6 protein-coding genes are annotated in these 20701 nt (G+C 65.6%); all 6 read right to left on the reverse strand.

Annotated features, from left to right (window positions below):
- Positions 1-144: 144 nt before the first annotated feature.
- On the reverse strand, positions 145-1143 hold the full coding sequence (locus PTT45_RS12415; RefSeq protein WP_273813601.1) for a GNAT family N-acetyltransferase: 999 nt from the start codon (positions 1141-1143) through the stop codon (positions 145-147).
- The gene (locus tag PTT45_RS12420) at positions 1133-3316 is read right to left on the reverse strand and encodes a TonB-dependent siderophore receptor (RefSeq protein WP_273813602.1); all 2184 of its coding nucleotides are present in this window, start codon (positions 3314-3316) and stop codon (positions 1133-1135) included. Before PTT45_RS12420 ends, PTT45_RS12415 begins: the two co-directional genes overlap by 11 nt.
- A gap of 104 nt (positions 3317-3420) precedes the next feature.
- Positions 3421-8802: a non-ribosomal peptide synthetase gene (locus PTT45_RS12425; RefSeq protein ID WP_273813603.1), complete on the reverse strand. Its 5382-nt coding sequence runs from the start codon at positions 8800-8802 to the stop codon at positions 3421-3423.
- The gene (locus PTT45_RS12430; protein ID WP_273813604.1) at positions 8799-19586 is read right to left on the reverse strand and encodes a non-ribosomal peptide synthetase; all 10788 of its coding nucleotides are present in this window, start codon (positions 19584-19586) and stop codon (positions 8799-8801) included. The genes PTT45_RS12425 and PTT45_RS12430 overlap by 4 nt, the downstream gene beginning before the upstream one ends.
- Before the next feature lie 23 nt (positions 19587-19609).
- Positions 19610-20335, reverse strand: a complete 726-nt coding sequence (locus PTT45_RS12435; RefSeq protein WP_273813605.1) for a thioesterase II family protein — start codon at positions 20333-20335, stop codon at positions 19610-19612.
- The gene (locus PTT45_RS12440; protein WP_273813606.1) at positions 20335-20538 is read right to left on the reverse strand and encodes an MbtH family protein; all 204 of its coding nucleotides are present in this window, start codon (positions 20536-20538) and stop codon (positions 20335-20337) included. The genes PTT45_RS12435 and PTT45_RS12440 overlap by 1 nt, the downstream gene beginning before the upstream one ends.
- Between the last annotated feature and the right edge of the window lie 163 nt (positions 20539-20701).

Genomic DNA, 20701 nt, shown 5'->3' on the forward strand with positions numbered 1-20701 from the left:
CCCCGATCCTCTGCGGATGGTTCGTGTGAAGGCCAAGTCAGCCCCTGGAGGCACTCGCCTCGCCCAACCTCATCAGTTTCACGGCCGCGCTCGGGCGCGGCTCTTTTGTTCTGGGCTCGCGAACAGCAAGCGCGAGCCGTACTGCTATGCCAGACGGCAGTGTTCGAAGAACACTTCGCGGGACTGCACCATGAGTGCGGCTCGCTTGTGCGGGAAATCGAATTCCTTGGCCTTGTGATAACCCTGTGCCTGCATGTGGCCAATCATCTTGGCGTTGTCGGCACGGGGCTCGGCGACCACCCGCTGGGTGCGTGGATCGTCGAGGAACAGGTAGTGGGTCAGCGCGCTCAGCCAGCTGGCCACCTTGTGCGGGCCGCGATGGCTCTCTTCGCCGACCAACATGTGGATGCCACGGTCGTAGTCCTCCACGTCGTAGAACGGCGCGATACGGTCTTCCTTGGCCCAGTAGGCCTCGTAGTAGGCGAAAGGCTCGTCGTCGAAGCAGCCGATCAGGGTCAGCACGCGCGGATCCGCGGCCAGCTCTTCCAGGTAGCGGCGATGTTTTTCGAGATCGCCCTCCTCCTGCCAGAACGCGGCCACACGGGCACTGTTCTGCCAGCGGTTGAAGCGTTCGAGGTCATTGTCGATGTCCAGGGTGCGCAGGGAAATCCAGGCGCCCAGGTTGGCGTCGAAACGACGATAGACCTCGCCCACCGGCTTGGGTACACGACGCGGATGGCGGCGGCCAGTGGCATGCATGACCATCTGCTGCGGATAACCGGCACTGCCAGTGTTGCGCAGGAACGGCCCTGGCAATTGCCAGAACAGCGAGCGCTCGATGCGGAGACTATCGCCCTCACCCACCAGCAGACCGCTGTTCAGCAACGCCGGATCGATGCTTTCCAGCTGCAGACGCAACACCTGCAGCGCCGGATCATTGGCAAAGCACCAGTAGGCCAGCAGCCACAGAACCTCGGACTGTTCCTCAACGGCCAGCTCCAGCGGAACCAGCAGCTCACCCTGGCGCCGGGCGCGCAACAGCGCGCGCTCGTCCAGATGCAAGGCCAGGTTAGTGCCGTCGTCACGGGCGGCCAGCTGCTGCCCCGAGGGCAGCAGCAATTGTTGCAGTGGCTTAGAAGTCATAACTCACACTGGCGATAACGTTGCGACGATTGCCGTACCAGCAGTAGTAGTCGCAGGCCGCAACGTACTCCTTGTCGGTCAGGTTGCTGGCGTTCAACTGTAGGCGAACGTCCTGAATGCGGTACCCGATCATGGCGTCTACAAGGGTATAGGACGGCACTTCCAGGGTTTCGGTGTTGTCGCCGTAGCTGGAGCTGGTGTGACGCACGCCGGCGCCAAGCTCCAGGCCATTGAGGACGCCACCGATGAACTGGTACTTGCCCCACAGAGAAGCCATCTCGTCGGCGACGTTGGCCGGGGCCTTATCTTTCTCTGCAGGGTTGGTGGTCTTGGTGGTTTCCGGATCGAGCTTGGTATAGCTGGCGATCAGGCTGATGTTCTCGGTGACATTGGCCTGAGCTTCCAGCTCGAGACCGCGGCTACGAACTTCGCCCAGTTGGGTAGGTACTCCACCTTGGTTCTTGGTGACGTTTTCCTGGGTCAGCTCGAATACTGCGGCAGTGAACATGGCATCCAGCCCCTGCGGCTCGTATTTCAGACCGATTTCTTTCTGGTCACCCTCTTGCGGCTTGAAAGGCTTACCGGTGACCCGATTGAGGTCGGTAACCGGCAGGAAGAACTCGGAGTAGCTGATGTAGGGTGTCAGCCCATTGTCCATGACATAGGCAACACCACCGCTCCAGGTGAAGTTGTCGTCGCGGACATTGTGTTTATCGCCGGTGGTCTGATTGTCGAAGTCCGTGCGAGAGCGATCATAGCGGCCGCCCAGCAGGAACACCCAGTCGTCGTACTTGAACTGCTCCTGAATGTAGAGGCCGTTCTGATCCGCCCGCGTGTCCTTGTCTTCCAGGGCGAAGTCACCTACCGGCACGTCATTGCCGATTGGAATCGAACCGAAGAGAGGGGTGTTGTTGCCTGGATTGAAGATGTCCAGAGGCGGGATGACTCCGAGGTTCGGATAGCCATTGGGGCTGCGGTCATTGATCTTCAACTGCTGGTAGTCATAGCCGAGCAGCAGCGTGTTTTCCCAGCGATCACCGATCCAGTTGCCGAGCAGGCGGTTGTCAATCGACAGGTTGTCGGCTTTGCCATCGTTGTAGGTCAGGCCGCGATTGATGACGCGATCGGTGAGATTGCCGTAGAAGAACAGCTGGCGTAGTTCCAGATCCATATGGCCGTAGCGCAGGTTCTGCTGGAAGTCCCAGTTGTCGTTGAGGCGATGGTTCAGCTCGTACCCCAGGGTGTACTGGTCACGCTCGAAGGTTTCGTACTTCGGGTTGCCCACGGCAGTGTCGGTATCGATGTCGCCATTGGGGTTGGCCGTAATGGTGCCGCTGGAGGGCAGGAACTGCAGCTGAGGATCCGAGCGATCCTTCTGCATGCTGGCCAACAAGGTCAGCGAGGTATCTTCGTTGAAATTGAAGGTCATCGATGGGGCCAGCAGGATGCGGGCAGCGTCCACGTCGTCCACCTGGGTACCGGTGTCACGACTCAGCGCGACTACGCGGTACAGCACGTTGCCCTCCTCATCCAGCTTGCCACCAACGTCGGCGTTGATCTGCTTGCGGTCGAAGCTGCCGTACTGAATGCCGACTTCGTTCTTGGCATCGGCGGTCGGGCGCTTGCTTTGCAGGTTGATCAGGCCGCCCGGCGGAGTCTGACCGTAGAGCACCGACGCAGCGCCCTTGAGCACCTCGATGCGCTCAAGCATGTAGGGGTCGATCTGCCAGCTATAGAAGGCGCTGGAGTAGATGCGCGAGCCGTCCATGAACAGGCCGTTGTTGGCCTGCTTGAAGCCACGGATGATGAACCAGTCCTGTTTGTTGTCTTCGCCGTAGAAGCCGGCCTGAACACCTGCCGAATAACGCAGTGCTTCGCTGATGGTCTGCACATTGCGATCGTCCATCTGCGCCTGGGTCACAACGGACACCGAACGCGGTGTCTCATTCAGGGGGGTGTTGATCTTGGTTGCACTGCGGCTGTTCTTTGCCACGTAGCCTTGGTCTTCACCAACCGGGCTATCCAGCTCACCACTGATATTGGTGGCATCCAGCTGTACAGCCTCATCGGCCTGCAAACCCATGCTGAAAGCGCTCAGTGCGCAGGCCATGGCCAGAGGAAGGCGCGCCCTGGCGAAGGGTACTTTGGCTTGGTACTTGGCTGGCTGTTCCATCAACACTCCCCATCAAATCAAATTAGAAAGATTCGCATTTATTCTGCTTGCCCCTACTAGACGAATCGCTCGGGGAAAAATTTACCTTTGCCTTACATTTTTCCTCAACGAGCCAGTGCAGCAGACAGATCGGCGAGCACCTGTGGATGGCGCACGATGCCCTGGTGGTCGGTATCCACTAGGTGGTGTGCCGCCGCCCTGCCCTGCACCTGCTCCAGGCCGGACTCCAGCAAGGCAGCGCGCCCGCCCGGCTGCGCCGCCCACCAGCAGTGTGGACGCACCTTGACTTTGGGCAGCGCGTAGCCGGCGCACAGACGGCGCATATGCTGCTCCAGCGCCCAGGCGAATAGCAGTTCTTCTAGGCTCTGGCGCGTCATGCCATCCAGCGGCTGGCCGGCGAACCAGTTGCCGCAGGCCTGCGGCCAGTCCAGCGGTTCGAGCTGCAGCAGCTGCTCGAATAGGCCGTCCCAGGCCCTGGCCGGCAGCTCCGGAGCCAGCAGCTGCAGATGCTCGACCAGTTTGGCCCGCGCCTGCGGATGGCGGGCGTCGTCGCCGGCGATCTCGGTGCCCGGCACGTAGCAGTCGAGCAGACCGAGGAAGGCCACCTCTTCGCCACGGGCCTCCAGGCGCGCCGCCAGCTCCAGCGCCAGGCTACCGCCCAGCGACCAGCCGACCAGACGGTACGGCCCCTGCGGCTGCTGCTTGAGCAGTGCGGCCAAGTAGGCGTCGGCCATCTCACCCAACGAAGTATCGCGCCAGCTTGGATCAAGGAAGATGCGGCACTGCAGACCGAACACTTCGCGCACGCCGTCCAGGCGCGCTGCCAGCGGCTGGTAGCCGGTGACCCGGCCGGTGACCGGGTGCGGGCAGAACACAGGCTTTGTGCTGGCCTCCTGGCGGGTCAGGCGCAGCAGCGGCGACGGGCCCTGCACGGCCTGGCCGCGGGCCAGCTCCAGCAGGCCGAGCAGCTCCCGGCGATAGTCCGCGGCCAGCGCCTCGATGGTCTCGCCGCGGTACTGGTTGGCCGCGTATTCCCAGGACAGCTGCAGCTGGCCGTCGAACACCTGGCCGTTGACCGCCAGGCGCGCGGCTAGCGGGTTGCCTGCCGCTACCTCCGCGCCACCGCCGGCCGCCGGGCGGAACCAGTCCGCCGCCGCGCCGGCCTGGTATTGGCCGAGGTAGTTGAAGATCACTTCGGCGCTCGGCACGGCGGCAAGTGCCGCCTGCGCCGCAGTCGAACCCAGCCAGCGCAGCACGCCGTAGCCCTGGCCGCCATGTTCGACCTGCTGCAAGCGTTGCTGAACCTGCTGCAGGTGTTCGCTCACGTCGACCAGTTGTGGCAACTGCAGCGGATACAGGCTGGTGAACCAGCCGACCGTGCGCGACAGATCCAGCTCGCCGGCTAGCGCCTCGCGGCCGTGGCCTTCGAGGTTGGCCCGCAGGCCCGGCTGACCGCTCCAGCGGCACAGCGCGCGGGTCAGCGCAGTGAGCAGCAAGGCATCGATGCGCACGCCGAGCTGCGCCGGTGCCTGCAACAGGCGCTTGGTATCGGCGACGTCCAGGGCCAGGCGCACTTCGCGCTTGTCGCCATGCGTGGCTGTCGCACCGTCCAGCTCACGCGGCAAGGCCAGCTCAGGGCCGCTCAGGCGGCTGCACCAGGCATCCAGTTCAACCTGCGCCGCTTCGCTACCAGCCCAGCCTTGCAGGGCCTCGGTCCAGCGCTTGTAGGACTGGCTCTTGCTCTGCAGGCGCACGGTCTGCCCGGCTTCCAGCTGGCGATAACCCGCGAGGATATCTTCCAGCAGGATGCGCCAGGACACCCCGTCCACCACCAGGTGATGCACCGCCAGCAACAGGCGGTCAGCCTGGCCGGCTTGCTTGAGGTAGAGCGCGCGCAGCAATGGGCCATCCGCCAGTTCGAGACTCTGCTGGGCCTGTTGGTAAAGCTTCTCAGCCTCGGTATCGCTGCCGGCTTCACGCAGCCACAGCAGCTGCTCGGCGCTCATTTCGGCGTAGTGCTGGCGCCAGGCGCCCTGCTCCTGACTGAAGCGCAGGCGCAGTCCATCGTGATGGGCCACCAGCGCCTGCAGCGCCTGCTCCAGCAGTTGTGGATCGAGCGGACGCAGCAGTTCCAGATTCAGCGCCTGGTTCCAGTGCGCCGGCTCGGCCTGGTCCATGGCGAAGAAGTGCGCCTGGATCGGCGCCAGCGGCAGTTCGCCGGTTACCGGCTCCTGCGCCACGTCTTCACCGGCGGCACGGGCTGCCTGGGCCAGCTCGGCCAGGCGCGGGAACTGGAACAGCTCGCGTGGCGCCAGTTGCAGGCCTTGCTGTCGTACGCGACTGACCACCTGCAGGGCGACGATGGAGTCGCCGCCCAGCTCGAAGAAATGATCCTGGCGCCCTACCCGCTCAACGCCCAGCACTTCGGCCCAGATGGCGGCGAGGATGCGCTCGTTGTCGGTCTGCGGCGCTTCGTAGGACTGGCTTTGCCAGGTCGGCTCCGGCAGTGCGGCACGGTCCAGCTTGCCAGCCGGGGTCAGCGGCAGTTTCTCCAGGGCGATGATCTGTGCCGGCACCATATAGTCCGGCAGTACCTTGGCTAAATCGGCTTTGAGCTGCGTGGTATCGGCGCCCTCTTTGGCCACTACGTAGCCCACCAGCTGCTTGCCGGTCGGTGTCTCGCGGGCGATCACCGCCACCTCTTGGACGCCATCGAGTGCCAGCAACTGGCTTTCGATCTCGCCCAGCTCGATACGGAAGCCACGGATCTTCACCTGATGGTCGACGCGGCCCAGGTAGTCCAAGGTGCCGTCTTCACGCCAGCGCACCAGGTCGCCAGTGCGGTACATGCGCTCGCCGGCGGCGCCGAATGGATCGGGCAGGAAGCGCTCGGCAGTCAGCTCGGGACGCTGGAAATAGCCACGGGCCAGACCGACTTCACCACCGATATACAACTCACCCGCTACACCGATAGGAAGCAGGTGCAGCTCGGCATCCAGCACATACAGGCTGCGTGGGCCAACCGGGTTACCGATAGGTGCGTAGGCAGCTTCAAACGAATCACCGGGGAAGGCTTCCCAGATCAGCGGCGTGACCACCGTCTCGGTCGGGCCGTAGCCGTTGATGATGCGTTGTGGCTGCAGCACTTTCTGCAGGCGCTCGTAGGTCTCGCGGGTAAAGGCTTCGCCACCCAGCGTCCAGGAACGTACCGGCAGTTTCAGGCCCTGCGACTCGACCCAATCCAGCAGCTGCTGGGCATAGCTGGGCGGCAGGCAGGAGATGGTTACGCCTTCGTCGGCGATGACTTGGCAGGTCTTCTCGGCGCTCCACAGTTCCTGATCGCGAATCACCAGACGGCTGCCAAAGGCCAGCGGTACCGTCCAGCGCTCCAGGGCGCCGTCGAAGCTGATGGAAGCAAAGTGCAGCTCCACATCGTCCGGGGTCATGCCGTAGCGCTGGCCGATGGTCTGCACATGCATGCTCAGGCCCAGGTGGTTCACCGCTACGCCCTTGGGCTGTCCGGTGGAGCCGGAGGTGTAGATCAGGTAGGCCAGATTGAGCGGATGCAGCTGAACGGCCGGTGCCGAAGCTTCGAAGGTGCTCAGATCCAGCTGATCCAGATACAGCGGCTCTACGCCTTCGCCCAGCGGCAAACGTTCGGCCAGATCGGACGAAGTGATCAGCCACTTCAGCCCCGAATCCTCAACCATGTAGCTGAGACGCTCGCGCGGATAATCCGGATCTAGCGGCACGAAGGCACCACCCGACTTCAGCACCGCCAGCATGGCCACGATCATCGCGTTGCCACGTTCCAGCGATACACCGACGCGAGACTCGGGACGCACAGCGTGAGTCACCAGCAGATTGGCCAGACGATTGGAGCGGGCTTCCAGCTCTCCGAAGGTGATGCGCTCGGCGCCATGTACCAGAGCGATGGCTTCGGGACGCAGACGTGCCTGCTCGGCAATCAACTCCGGCAACAGGCGCGAAGCATCGAAACCCTGCTGCGGCGTGTTCCACTCAGTCAGGCGTTCCTGATCCTGATGATCCAGCAATGGCAGGCTGACCAGCGACTGGTCCGGTGCCGCGCCAACCTGCTCCAACAGGCTCAACAGATGCTCGGCGAGGCGGCACATCTGGTCATCGTCCAGGCGCTCGCGGGCCCAGGTCAGGGTCAGGCGCAGTCGGCCGCTGCTGTCTTCATGGCTGTCCAGCGCCAGGTCGAACAAGGCATGCGGTACGCCCTGGGCCAGCGGTTCCAGGCTCAAGCCTGGCAGCTGCAGTGCTCCAAGATCGCGTTTCTGGTGGTTAAACAGCACCTGGAACAGCGGCGTCTGGCCCAGGCTGCGTTCAGGGGCGAGAGCCTCCACCAGCTGGTCGAACGGCAGATCCTGCTGATCCTGGGCATCCAGGGCGTGGCGGCGCACATCAGCCAGCAACTGGCGAAAGCTCTGGGCCAGGTCGAATTCGCTGCGCAGCACCTGGGTGTTAACGAAGAAACCCACCAGCGGCGCGGTCTCGGCACGCTGGCGGTTGGCCACCGGCACGCCGACGCGGATATCACGCTGGCCGCTGTAGCGCGCCAGGATCAGTTGGAACGCCGCCAGCAGCAGCATGAACAGGGTCGCGCCCTCGCCCTGGGCCAGCTGGCGCAGGCGCTCGGCCAGGGCCGGCGGTACTTCGATGCTCTGGCGTTCGGCATGCCGCTGCCCGGAAGCATCCAGCTTGTAGGGCAAAGCCAGTACCGGCTGCTCGCTACCCAGGCGTTCGCGCCAGTAGCCGAGCTGGCGCTCGCGCTCGCCCGCTTCCAGCCAGGCGCGTTGCCACTGGGCATAGTCGGTGTACTGGATCGGTAGTTCAGTCAGTTGCGGAGTCTGACCCAGGCGCAGTGCGGCATAGGCGCGGCCCAGCTCCTCGGCGAACACCCCGATGGACCAGCCATCGGAGACGATGTGGTGACAGACGATCTGCAGGCGCCATTGCTGCTCGTCTAGACGCAGCAGTTGCACGCGCAGCAGCGGCCCTTCGATCAGGTCGAAAGTGCGCGCCGCATGGGCGTCGGCCAGGGCCTGAATGCTTTGCGCCTCGCCGCGCAGATCGCGCTCTTCCAGAGCCAGTGGCCCCGGCGGATCGATACGCTGGCACAGCTGGCCCTCATGCTCGTAGAAGCGCGTGCGCAGGGCCTCGTGCCGCTGCACCACCAGCTCCAGGGACGCCAGCAGCGCGCTGCGGTCCAGCTCGCCGTTGAGGGCAAAGGCGCCGACCATGTGGTAGGCGCTGCTGTCCGGCTCCAACTGGGCCACCAGCCACAGGCGCTGTTGTGCATGCGAAGCCGGCAGGTGTTCGCCGCGCGGCGCCGGTACCAGCGGCAGGCGGTCGAAACGGATGCCCTTGGTCGCCAGCAGCTCGAGAAAGCGCTTCTGCTCGGTCGGTCCGAGGGCGAGGAAACGGCGCGCCAGGGCGGCCTTGTCGATGGGCGCGGTCACAGGGCCTCCAGTTCGTCGAGCAGCGCGGCCATGTCGCGCAGGTCTTGGTCTTCTTCCTCGGCGGCGTTGCCAGCCTGGCCATCGAGGGTGGCGGCCAGGGCCGCCAGGTCTTGCGCCTCGAAGAAGGCGCGTAGCGGCAACTCCAGGCCCAGGCGCTGGCGCAACAGGGCCACGGCCTGGGTGGCCAGCAGCGAATGGCCGCCAAGCTCGAAGAAGTTGTCGTCGAGGCCGACCTGGGCCACTTCCAGCACTTCCTGCCAGATGCTGGCCAGGGTGATCTCCAGCACGGACTGCGGCGCGCGGTAGCTGCGGGCCTGCCATACCGGCTCGGGCAGCGCGCGGCGTTCCAGCTTGCCGTTGGGCGACAGCGGCATGCGGTCGAGGCGCATCAGGATCGACGGCACCATGTGCTCGGGCAGCTCGACCTTCAGCGCGGCCTTGATGCCGGACAGCCAGGCGGACTCATCTGCCGGCAGCGGATCGGCCACTACATAGCCGACCAGTTGCTTGCCGATCTGGCTGTCGCGAGCCACCACCACGGCCTCGGCGACGCCAGGCTGAGCACCGAGCTGGGCTTCGATCTCGCCCAGTTCGACGCGGAAGCCACGGATCTTCACCTGATGGTCGATGCGCCCCAGATAGTCGATGGCGCTATCGGCACGCCAGCGCACCAGGTCGCCGGTGCGGTACATGCGCCCGCCCTCGTTACTGAACGGGTCGGGCAGGAAGCGCTCGGCGGTCAGCTCCGGGCGGCGGTGGTAGCCGCGCGCCAGGCCGATGCCGGCGATATACAGCTCGCCAGGCACGCCCTGCGGCACCGGGTTGAGCTGGGCGTCGAGGATATGCAGGCGCAAGTTGGCGATCGGTCGGCCGATCGGCACGGCATGCCGGCCCTCCTCCACGCAGGTCCAGTGGCTGACGTCGATGGCCGCTTCGGTCGGGCCGTACAGGTTGTATAGGCCAGCCTGCGGCAAGCGCTGGAAGGTCCGCACCTGTAGCTCCGCCGGCAGCGCTTCGCCACTGCAGATAACGCGGGTCAGGCTCTGGCACTGCTCCACATCCGGGTGCAGGAGGAAGGCCTGCAGCATGGACGGCACAAAGTGCAGCGTGCTGACCTTGTGCTGCTGAATCAGCTCCACCAGCTTCTGCGGATCGCGATGGTCACCCGGCGCGGCCACAGCCAGGCAGGCACCGGTGATCAGTGGCCAGAAGAACTCCCACACCGAAACGTCGAAGCTGAACGGGGTCTTCTGCAGCACCACGTCGCCAGCGCCGATCTGATAGGCCTCCTGCATCCACAGAATGCGGTTGGCCAGAGCCTCGTGGCTGTTGCCGGCGCCTTTGGGCTTGCCGGTGGAGCCGGAGGTGTAGATGACATAGGCCAGGTCATCAGCCTGCAGTGCGACCCGCGGCGGCTCGGCACTCTCGGCGCTGCAATCCTCGCGATCCAGACCTAGTGCCTTGAGCCCAGCCGGCAGCGGCAGACGCTCGACCAGTGCACTGTGCGACAGCAGCAGGTCGACGCCGGAATCCTCCAGCAGATAGGCCAGGCGCTCCAGCGGGTATTCCGGGTCGAGCGGCACATAAGCGCCACCGGCGCGGACAATGGCGTGCAGGCCGATCACCAGCTCCAGCGAGCGCTCCAGGCTGATACCGACCAGGCTGCCGCGGTTCACTCCGAGGCCCCGCAGGCGGTTGGCCAGCTGGTTGATGCGTTGCTCCAGCTCGGCGTAGTTCAGCGTCTGCTCGCCGAACACCAGGGCCGGCGCCTGCGGTGTGCGCGCCGCCTGCTGACTGATGCGTTCGCTGAGGTTGACCAGCGGGCCATAGTCCTTGGCCGTGTCATTCCAGGCAGCCAGCTGGGCCTGCTCGTCTTCTTCCAGCAACGGCAGCAGGCCGATGGGCTGGCTCGGATCGGCGCAGATGCCATCCAGCAGGCGCACGAAATGGCGTGCCAGGCGGGCGATGGTGCGCGCCTCGAACAGCTCGCCGGCGTAGCTGACGAACCCGCTCAGGCTGCCGTCGGCCGCTTCCTCGGTATCCAGCGCCAGGTCGAACTGGGCACCGGCGGCGCCCGGGTCGTGGGGTTGCACGCGCAGGCCCGGCAGATTGCCGAGGGCGCTGAAGTCCACCTGCTGGTGGTTGAACGCCACCTGGAACAGCGGGTGGTGGCTCAGGCTGCGCGTCGGCTGCAGCGCCTCCACCAGCTGGTCGAACGGCAGCTCCTGATTGGCCAGGGCATCGCGGCTGGCCTGGGCTAGTTCGCCGAGCAGGCTGCGGAACGGCTTGAGCCCGGATGGCTCGCCGCGCAGCACCAGGGTGTTGATGAAGCAACCGAGCACGCCGTCCATTTCCGCCAGGCTGCGCCCGGCCACCGGTACGCCGACACGGATGTCTTCCTGGCCGCTGTAGCGATGCAGCAATGTCTGCCAGGCCGCCAGCAGCAGGCTGAACAGGGTGCTGCCCTCGCGCTGGGCCAGGGCGCGCAGCTGCGCGGTGAGCTGTGGCGACAGCTCGAAACGCCAGCGCAGGCCCTGGCGGCTGCCATGGGCCGGACGCGGATGGTCGGTGGGCAGTTCCAGCAGCGGCTGGTGTTCGCCCAGGCGGGCCTTCCAGTAGTCCAGCTGGCGCGTGGCCTCGCTGGATTTCAGCCAGTCACGCTGCCACTGGGCATAGTCGGCGTACTGCAGCGGCAAGGCGCTGAACTGCGCCGTGCGGTCCTCGGCGAATGCCGCGTAGGCGGCGGAGAACTCGCCGATAAAGCGCTGCATCGTCCAGCCATCGGAGACGATGTGGTGCTGGATCAGCAGCAGGCGGTATTCCTGGTCGCCCAGGCGCAGCACGGCAACCCGCAGCAGCGGTTCGCTGGACAGGTTGAACGGACGCTTGAGCAGCCTCTGTGCGTAATCGCAGGCCTCGGCTTCACGCTCGTTGGCGGCCAGCTCGCGCAGGTCGAGCCAGTCGATGCGCTGGCCCTGGGCCGGTAGGATTCGCTGACGCGCCTCGCCATTGACCTCGACGAAGCGGGTACGCAGCGCCTCGTGGCGTGCTTCCAGTTGGTCGAAAGCGGCCTGCAGCGCCTGGCGATCCAGGCGGCCCTGCAGGTCGAGGCCAGCCGGCATATGGTAGGCGCCGTTGTTCGGGTCGAGGCGGTTGAGGAACCACAGGCGCTGCTGGGCATGCGACAGCGGCAGATCGCCGCCACGCGGCAGCGCGCGCAGTACCGGTGCATCCGAAGCTTCGCGTTGCAGAGAAGCCGCACAGTCGGCCAGGCGGCTCTGTTCGAACAGCGCCTTGAGCGGCAACTGCAGGCCCTGCTGGCGAATGCGGCTGACCACCTTGAGCGCGACGATGGAATCGCCACCCAGTTCGAAGAAATGATCCTGGCGCCCTACCCGTTCCACGCCCAGCACTTCGGCCCAGATTGCCGCGAGGATATGTTCGTTGTCGGTCTGTGGGGCCTCGTAGGACTGGCTCTGCCAGGTCGGCTCCGGTAGCGCGGCGCGGTCCAGCTTGCCGGCTGGAGTCAGCGGCAGTTTGGCCAGGGCGATGATCTGCGCGGGCACCATATAGTCCGGCAGAACCTTGGCTAGCTCGCTGCGCAAGGCATTGGTATCAGTGTTGTCGCGAGCGACGACATAGCTGACCAGCTGTTTGCCGGTTGGCGTCTCGCGGGCGATTACTGCCGCTTCCTGTACGCCGTCCAGGGCCAGCAACTGGCTCTCGATCTCTCCCAGTTCGATACGGAAGCCGCGAATCTTCACCTGATGGTCGACCCGACCCAGATAGTCCAGGGTGCCGTCTTCGCGCCAGCGCACCAGGTCGCCGGTGCGGTACATGCGCTCGCCAGCTGCGCCAAATGGATCGGGCAGGAAACGCTCGGCAGTCAGCTCCGGGCGCTGGAAATAGCCACGGGCCAAACCGACTTCACCGCCGATATACAGCTCGCCGGCCACGCCGATGGGCAGCAGGTTCAGCTCGGCATCCAGCACATACAGGCTGCGCGGGCCAACCGGGTTGCCGATGGGGGCATAGGCGGCTTCGAAGGAATCGCCCGGGTAGGCTTCCCAGATCAGCGGAGTCACCACCGTTTCGGTCGGGCCATAGCCGTTGATGATCCGCTGTGGCTGCAGGACTTTCTGCAGGCGCTCGTAGGTCTCGCGGGTAAAGGCTTCGCCACCCAGCGTCCAGGAGCGTACCGGCAGTTTCAGGCTTTGGCTTTCCACCCAGTCCAGCAACTGCTGGGCATAGCTGGGCGGCAGGCAGGAGATGGTCACGCCTTCGTCGGCGATTACCTGGCAGGTCTTTTCTGCGCTCCACAGCTCCTGATCGCGAATGACCAGGCGGCTGCCAAAGGCCAGCGGCACCGTCCAGCGCTCCAGGGCGCCGTCGAAACTGATGGAGGCGAAGTGCAGCTCCACATCGTCCGAGGTCATTCCGTAGCGTTGGCCGATGGTCTGCACATGCATGGTCAGGCCGAGGTGGTTCACCGCCACGCCTTTCGGCTGGCCGGTGGAACCGGAGGTGTAGATCAGGTAGGCCAGATTTAGCGGATGCAGCTCGACGCTTGGCGCTGACGATTCAAAAACAGACAGATCGCGCTGATCCAGATACAGCGGCTCGACGCCCTCGCCCATCGGCAGGCGCTCGGCCAAGTCGGACGAGGTGATCAGCCATTTAAGGCCCGAGTCCTCGACCATGTAGGACAGGCGCTCGCGCGGGTAATCCGGATCCAGCGGCACAAAGGCACCGCCGGATTTCAGTACCGCCAGCATGGCCACGATCATCGCGTTGCCGCGCTGCAGCGAGACGCCGACACGGGACTCCGGGCGCACACCGTGGGCCACCAGTAGGTTGGCCAGGCGATTAGAGCGGGCTTCCAACTCGGCGAAGGCAATCCGCTCGCCGCCATGTACCAGGGCGATGGCCTCGGGACGCAGGCATGCCTGCTCGGCGATCAGCTCCGGTAACAAGCGCGCAGCATCGAAGCCTTGGCGCGGCTTGTTCCACTCATCCAGCAGGAACTGCTCAGCATCGCCCAGCAGCGCCAGGCTACCCAGCGGCTGAGCCGGATTGCCGCATACCAGTGTCAGCGCCTGGCGCAGCAGTGCCTCGACCTGGGCAATGCCATGGGCATCGAAGTGCGTGCGGTCGTAGGCCAGCAGCAGTTCCAGGCGGCTGCCCGGCAGCACGGCCAGGGTCATCGGGTAATGGGTGAACTCGTGGCTCTGCGGCATGCCCAGGCGCAGCTCGCCGCGCTCGGCCTGCTTGAGCGCATCGCCCAGCGGGTAGTTCTCGAATACCAGCAGGCTGTCGAACAGCGCTTCACCTGCGCTACCGACCCAGCGCTGGATATCGTGCAGCGGGCTGTGTTCGTGCTCGCGCAGCTGCAGGTTCTGCACCTGCAGCGCGGCCAGCCAGTCGCCCAGCGGCTGCTCGGCCGGCAGCTGGATCGCCACCGGCAGGCTGTTGATGAACAGGCCGAGCATCTGCTCGCTACCGGCCAGCTCGGTCGGGCGACCAGCCACGGTGGCGCCGAAGCACAGGCTGCGCTTGCCGGTCAGGCGTGTCAGCAGCAAGGCCCAGGCGGCCTGCACCATGGTGTTGAGGGTCAGGCCGTGGCGCTGGGCGAAGCCACGAATCTGCTGTTCGGTAGCGCTGTCCAACGGCAGCGGATGACGGGCATGGCCCTGCTCCGGTGCGCGGCACGGCAGGCAGCCGGCGATGCGTGTGGCGCCGTCCAGCGGGGCCAGTTGCTCGCGCCAGAAAGCTTGCTCGGCGGCAGCATCCTGGCCGTCGAGCCAGCTGATGTAATCGCGGAACTGGCCGCCCGGCGCCGGCAGGCGGTCGCCGTGGTAGAGGGCCAGCACTTCGGCGAACAGCAGGCCGTTGCTCCAACCGTCGAGCAGCAGGTGGTGCAGGGTCCAGGCCAGCACGAAATCGCCGGTGCCGCGCTGGATCAGCGCCAGGCGCAGCAGCGGCGCCTGGTCGAGGGCAAAGCCGCGCTCGCGCTCGGCGCTGCAGAAGGCCTGCAGCTGCGCATCGAAATCGGCGACACCGCGCCAGTCGAGATCCTGCCAGTCCAGCTCGACCTCGGCCTGCACCAGTTGCAGCGGACGCTCGCCCAGCAGGAAGCGGCTGCGCAGCACGCCGTGACGTGCCAGTACCTGCCGCCAGGCGTTCTGCAGGCGCAGCGGATCGAGGCCGGTGAACGGCAGCAGCAACTGGCTGACGTAGCTGCCGGCGCCTTCCAGCTGGCTGTGGAACAGCAGGCCCTGCTGCAGCGGCGACAGCGGATGGATGTCCTCCACGCCAGGCAGCGCATCCAGCTCGGCCTGGCTCAGGCCGGCCAGCGGTATGTCGCTGGGGGTCAGGCTGGCCGGGGTCTTCTGGCAATGCTGGGCGATAGCACGCAGCTCGTCCTGCAGGCGAGTGAGCAGGCCTTCCAGGGTCGGTCGCGCCAGTTGCTTGGGGTTGAAGTCCAGGTGCAGATGCAGGGCACCGCCACGTTGCTCGGCGTTGATCACCAGCGGCGCGTCCAGCGGCGCATCGGCTTCACGCCACAGGCCGCCTTCGCGCAGGCGCAGACCGTTGCCGCCCTCGTCGAACTGGCCGAGGTAGTTGAACAGCAGCTGCGGCGCGCGTTCGTCCAGCTGCGCGCGCTGGCGCAGCAGGCCGTAGCCGAGGCCCAGGTCGGGTACGGCGCGCAGTTGTTCCTTGATCGCCTTGAGGCTGGCGGCCAGCTCGGTTTCGGGTTGCAGGCGCACGGGGTAGAGGCTAGTGAACCAGCCGACGCTGCGCGACAGATCGATATCGTCGAACAGCGGCGCGCGGCCGTGGCTTTCCAGGTGCACGGTCAGCGTTGGCTGCGCGCTCCAGCTGCACAGCACACGGCTGAAGGCGGTCAGCAGCAACTCGTCGGCGCGCAGGCGATAAGCCTGCTGTCCAGCCTGCAGCAGATCGCGGGTAAAACCGGCGTCCAGGCTCAGTTCCAAACGCTGGCGAGTACCTTCGCTACCAACCTCGCTGCTCAGCAGCGGCAGCTCGCCACCGGCGGCCTGCTGGGTCTGCCAGTACGGCAGTTGCGCGTCGACGTTCCAGCCGGCCAGGCGTTCGCCCCAGGTCTTGAAGGCGCTGGTCTTGCTCGGCAGTTGTACCGTCAGGCCGCTGGCCAGTTGCAGGCAGGCGCGCTGCAGGTCTTCCAGCAGCACGCGCCAGGACACCCCGTCGACCACCAGGTGGTGGATGGACAGCAATAGTCGATCAGCCTGGCCCGGCTGGGTCAGGTAGAGCCCGCGCAAGTGCGCGGAGCTGGCCGGATCGATGCTACGCTGGATGGCGTCATAGTGCGGCTGCGGGTCTTCGCCGATAGCCAGTTCGACCTGTTGCAGCAGTGGGCTGCTGGTTTCGCTGGCATGCACCTGCTGCCACCAGCCAGCGTGTTGCTCGAAGCGCAGACGCAAGGCATCGTGGTGCTGAACCAGAGCTTGCAGGGCCTGTTCTACCTGGGTGGCCGGCAACGGCTCGGCCAGTTCCAGCAGCAGGTACTGGTTGCACGGGGCCAGGCCTTCGCGCTGCAGCAGGCGCGCCTGGATCGGCAGCAGCGGTGCTGCGCCAGTTACCGGACCCTGATCGGCCAGTGGTGCGGCGACGCTGCGGGCAACGCCGGCCAGCTGGGTCAGGGTCTGCTGCTGGAACAGGTCCTTGGGTGTCAGGCCCAGGCCCTGCTGGCGTGCACGGCTGACCACCTGCAGCGCGACGATGGAGTCGCCACCCAGTTCGAAGAAGTGATCCTGGCGCCCTACTCGCTCCACGCCCAGCACTTCGGCCCAGATGGCGGCGAGGATGCGTTCGTTGTCGGTCTGCGGCGCCTCGTAGCTCTGGCTTTGCCAGGTTGGTTCCGGCAGTGCGGCGCGGTCCAGCTTGCCGGCCGGAGTCAGCGGCAGCTTGCCCAGGGCGATGATCTGCGCGGGGACCATATAGTCCGGCAGTACCTTGGCCAGCTCGGCTTTGAGCTGCGTGGTGTCGGTGCCGTCTTTGGCCACGACGTAACCGACCAGCTGTTTGCCAGTCGGCGTCTCGCGGGCGATCACCGCCGCTTCCTGCACGCCTTCCAGAGCCAGCAGCTGGCTCTCGATCTCGCCTAGTTCGATACGGAAGCCACGGATCTTCACCTGGTGGTCGACGCGACCCAGGTAATCCAGGGTGCCGTCTTCACGCCAGCGCACCAGGTCGCCGGTGCGGTACATACGCTCGCCGGCGGCGCCGAACGGGTCGGGCAGGAAGCGTTCGGCAGTCAGCTCCGGACGCTGGAAGTAGCCACGGGCCAGGCCGACTTCGCCACCGATATACAGCTCACCGGCCACACCGATGGGCAGCAGGTTGAGTTCGGCATCCAGCACGTACAGGCTGCGTGGACCGACCGGGTTACCGATAGGCGCGTAGGCGGCTTCGAAGGAGTCGCCCGGGAAGGCTTCCCAGATCAGCGGAGTCACCACGGTCTCGGTCGGGCCGTAGCCGTTGATGATGCGCTGGGGCTGCAGGACTTTTTGCAGGCGCTCGTAGGTTTCCCGGGTAAAGGCTTCGCCACCCAGTGTCCACGAGCGTACCGGCAGCTTCAGGCCTTGCGACTCGACCCAATCCAGCAGTTGCTGGGCATAGCTGGGCGGCAGGCAGGAAATGGTCACGCCTTCGTCGGCGATTACCTGGCAGGTTTTCTCGGCGCTCCACAGTTCCTGGTCACGAATCACCAGGCGACTGCCAAAGGCCAGCGGTACGGTCCAGCGCTCCAGGGCGCCGTCGAAACTGATGGAGGCGAAGTGCAGTTCCACATCGTCCGGGGTCATGCCGTAGCGCTGACCGATAGTCTGCACATGCATGGTCAGGCCGAGGTGGTTCACCGCCACGCCCTTGGGCTGACCGGTGGAGCCAGAGGTGTAGATCAGGTAGGCCAGGTTCAGCGGATGCAGCTCGACGCTTGGCGCTGACGATTCAAAAACAGACAGGTCGAGCTGATCCAGATACAGCGATTCGACGCCCTCGCCTAGCGGCAAGCGCTCAGCCAGATCGGACGAAGTGATCAGCCACTTCAGCCCCGAATCCTCGACCATGTAGCTGAGGCGCTCACGTGGGTAATCCGGATCGAGCGGGACGAAGGCGCCACCGGATTTCAGCACCGCCAGCATGGCCACGATCATTGCGTTGCCGCGCTCCAGCGATACGCCAACGCGGGACTCCGGTTGTACGCCGTGGGCCACCAGCAGATTGGCCAGTTGATTGGAACGGGCTTCCAGCTCGGCGAAGGCAATTCGCTCAGTGCCATGTACCAGGGCAATCGCTTCGGGACGCAGGCGTGCCTGCTCGGCGATCAGCTCCGGCAACAAACGCGCAGCATCGAAGCCTTGCTGCGGTGTATTCCACTCATTCAGCTGCGCCAACTCAGGCGCGGTCACCAGTGCCACTTCGCCCAGCGCCGCCTGGGGCTGGCTGGCGAAGCCGTCGAGCACTTCGAGCATGCCGGCGATCAGCCGTTCGATGCTGCTCTCGGCGAACAGGTCGGCGGCATAAGCGAAGTTGATCAGCAGCTCGTCGCCACGGTCGCGCACGGCGTCCAGGGCCAGGTCGAAGGGGATCTGGCTGGACGGCAGCTCTGCCAGCTGGGTTTCGATGCCCGGCAGCCAGTTGGCCGCCAGCGGGTGCTGGCGACGGTAGTTGAAGGCCACTTGGAACAGCGGCTGCTGGCCCAGGCTACGGCTCGGTGCCAGTTCTTCGACCAGGCGCTCGAAGGGCATTTCCTGGTTGGCCTGGGCCTGCTTGAGACCGGCCTTGGCCTGCGCCAGCCAGTCCGCCACCGACAGCTCGGGACGCGACTCGGCCTTGAGCACCACGGTATTGACGAAGAAGCCGACCAGGCGCTCGTAGCCCTTGGCGCGGCCGGCCACTGGTACGCCGATGCGCACTTCGCGCTGGCCGGACAGGCGCGCCAGCTGCAGCTGCAGGGCCGCCAGCAATACAGTGAACAGAGTGGCGCCGCTGGCCTTGGCCAGCTCGCTAAGGCGCGCCACCAGCGCAGGCTCCACTTGCAAGGTGCGGTAGGCGGCGCGGCGCGCGGCCTGGGCGTTGTGCGGGTAGTCCGGCGTCAAGCTCAGCGGCGGCTGCTCGCCGCCCAGGCGCTCGCGCCAGAAGGCCATCTGCTGGGCGCCGGCTTCGCTGTCCAGCCACTCGCGCTGGCCGATGGCGTACTCGCTGTACTGCACCGGTTGCGGTGTCATGAACGGCTGGCGATTCTGCTGGCGGGCGCGGTAAAACTCGGCCATCTCTTCCACCAGCACGCGCACCGACCAGGCGTCGGAGATAATGTGGTGCATACCCACGGCCAGGGCGTGGTTGTTCTCGCCCAGGCGATACAGGGCGCAGCGCACCAGCGTGCCACGGGTCAGGTCGTAGTCGGCCTCGATGAAGTTGCGAGCCAGGGATTCGACCTGCTCGGAGCCGCCTTCCAGTTCGATTATTTCCAGCGGCATCGCGCCAGATGGCAGCACCGCCTGCTGGGCCAGGCCGTCATGCTCGCGAAACACAGTGCGCAGCGCCGCATGGCGGGAATACACCTGGTCCAGGCCGTGACGCAGGCTGTCCATGTCCAGCTGACCGTCGAAATGCAGCACGCCGCCGATGTTGTAGGCGGTGCTGCCGCTTTCCAGGCGGCTGAAAAACCACAGCCGTTGCTGGGCGAAGGACAGCGGCGCCCATTCCAGGGCAACGTTCGACGGGACTTGCGCGTTCATCACAGCACCTCGCAAAGAGTGGCCTAGGCGCCCAGTGGCATGCCGGCCGCCTCGCGCCGCAGCAGGCGCGAGGCATGAAATTCGATCAGGGACAGCAGTTCTTCTTCCTGGGGGCGCAGATAGGCGTGGTCGCCATCCAGCCATTCCAGGGTGAAGGGGCCGCGGGTTTCGCGGCGCCAGGCGCGCAGGTCGTCCTCGCTCAGGCAGTCGCGGCGCGCGCCGAGTACATGCAGGGAGCAAGGCAATGGCGCGCGGCGCTGGTAGCGATAGCTCTCGGCCAGGGCGAAGTCGCTGCGCAGCACGGGTAACAGCTCGCGGCGGAACAGCGGATCGGCCAGCAGCTCACGCGGCAAGCGAGCGAAGCCATCGAGGCCGGAGAACAGTTCGCCGTCGCTGCGCGAGGTCATGCGTGGCGCCTGCAGGCGTCGGGACGGAGCGCGGGACGCCGAGGCGAACAGCGCCAGCGGCGCTTCGTGACCGTCGGCGATCAGCGCTTGGGCCAGTTCGAAGGCCAGCATGGCGCCCAGGCTGTGGCCCCACAGCAGGTAAGGACCGCTGCATTCGCGCGACCAGGCCTGTTTGAGGTCGGTCAGCAACGCCGGCAGCTCCTGGCACAGCGGCTCGCCCTCGCGGGCGCCACGACCTGGCAGCTCCAGCGGGCAGACTTCCAGCCAACGCGGCAGGCGCTTGCGCCAGCGTGCATAAGGCATGGCGCTGGCGCCGGCATGAGCCAGGCAGAACAGCTGCATCAGGCGTCCATGGCCTCACGCAGGCTGCGCGGGCGCATATCGGTCCAGACACTGGCGATATGAGCCAGGCAAGTCGGCTTGTCACCGCGCACGCCGTCTTCGCGCCAACCGGCGGGAACGGCTTTGTAGGCCGGCCAGATGGCGTATTGCTGCTCGTCGTTGATCACCACCAGGAAGGTGGTTTCGGGGTTATCGAGACTCATGGGGCATCCCTCGTGAAAAGTGGCACGCTTTAAAGACGCATGAAGCTGCGAATAATTTGCATTTAATTCGATTGCGCGGACATGACAGCTCCCAGCGAGCCAATTACGGCTCGCCCACCAGCGAAATCAGAAAAGAAAGTCGGGTGAAGCGCTCAGTGCATGA

The sequence above is a fragment of the Pseudomonas sp. Gutcm_11s genome, from assembly GCF_028649395.1.
In the GTDB taxonomy this organism is placed as follows: Bacteria; Pseudomonadota; Gammaproteobacteria; order Pseudomonadales; family Pseudomonadaceae; genus Aquipseudomonas.

Bases quoted from the DNA above. Each gene is read 5' to 3' on its own strand.
- PTT45_RS12415 (WP_273813601.1), bottom strand. From the start codon at position 1,143: ATGACTTCTAAGCCACTGCAACAATTGCTGCTGCCCTCGGGGCAGCAG.
- PTT45_RS12420 (WP_273813602.1), bottom strand. From the start codon at position 3,316: ATGGAACAGCCAGCCAAGTACCAAGCCAAAGTACCCTTCGCCAGGGCG.
- PTT45_RS12430 (WP_273813604.1), bottom strand. From the start codon at position 19,586: ATGAACGCGCAAGTCCCGTCGAACGTTGCCCTGGAATGGGCGCCGCTG.
- PTT45_RS12435 (WP_273813605.1), bottom strand. From the start codon at position 20,335: ATGCAGCTGTTCTGCCTGGCTCATGCCGGCGCCAGCGCCATGCCTTAT.
- PTT45_RS12440 (WP_273813606.1), bottom strand. From the start codon at position 20,538: ATGAGTCTCGATAACCCCGAAACCACCTTCCTGGTGGTGATCAACGAC.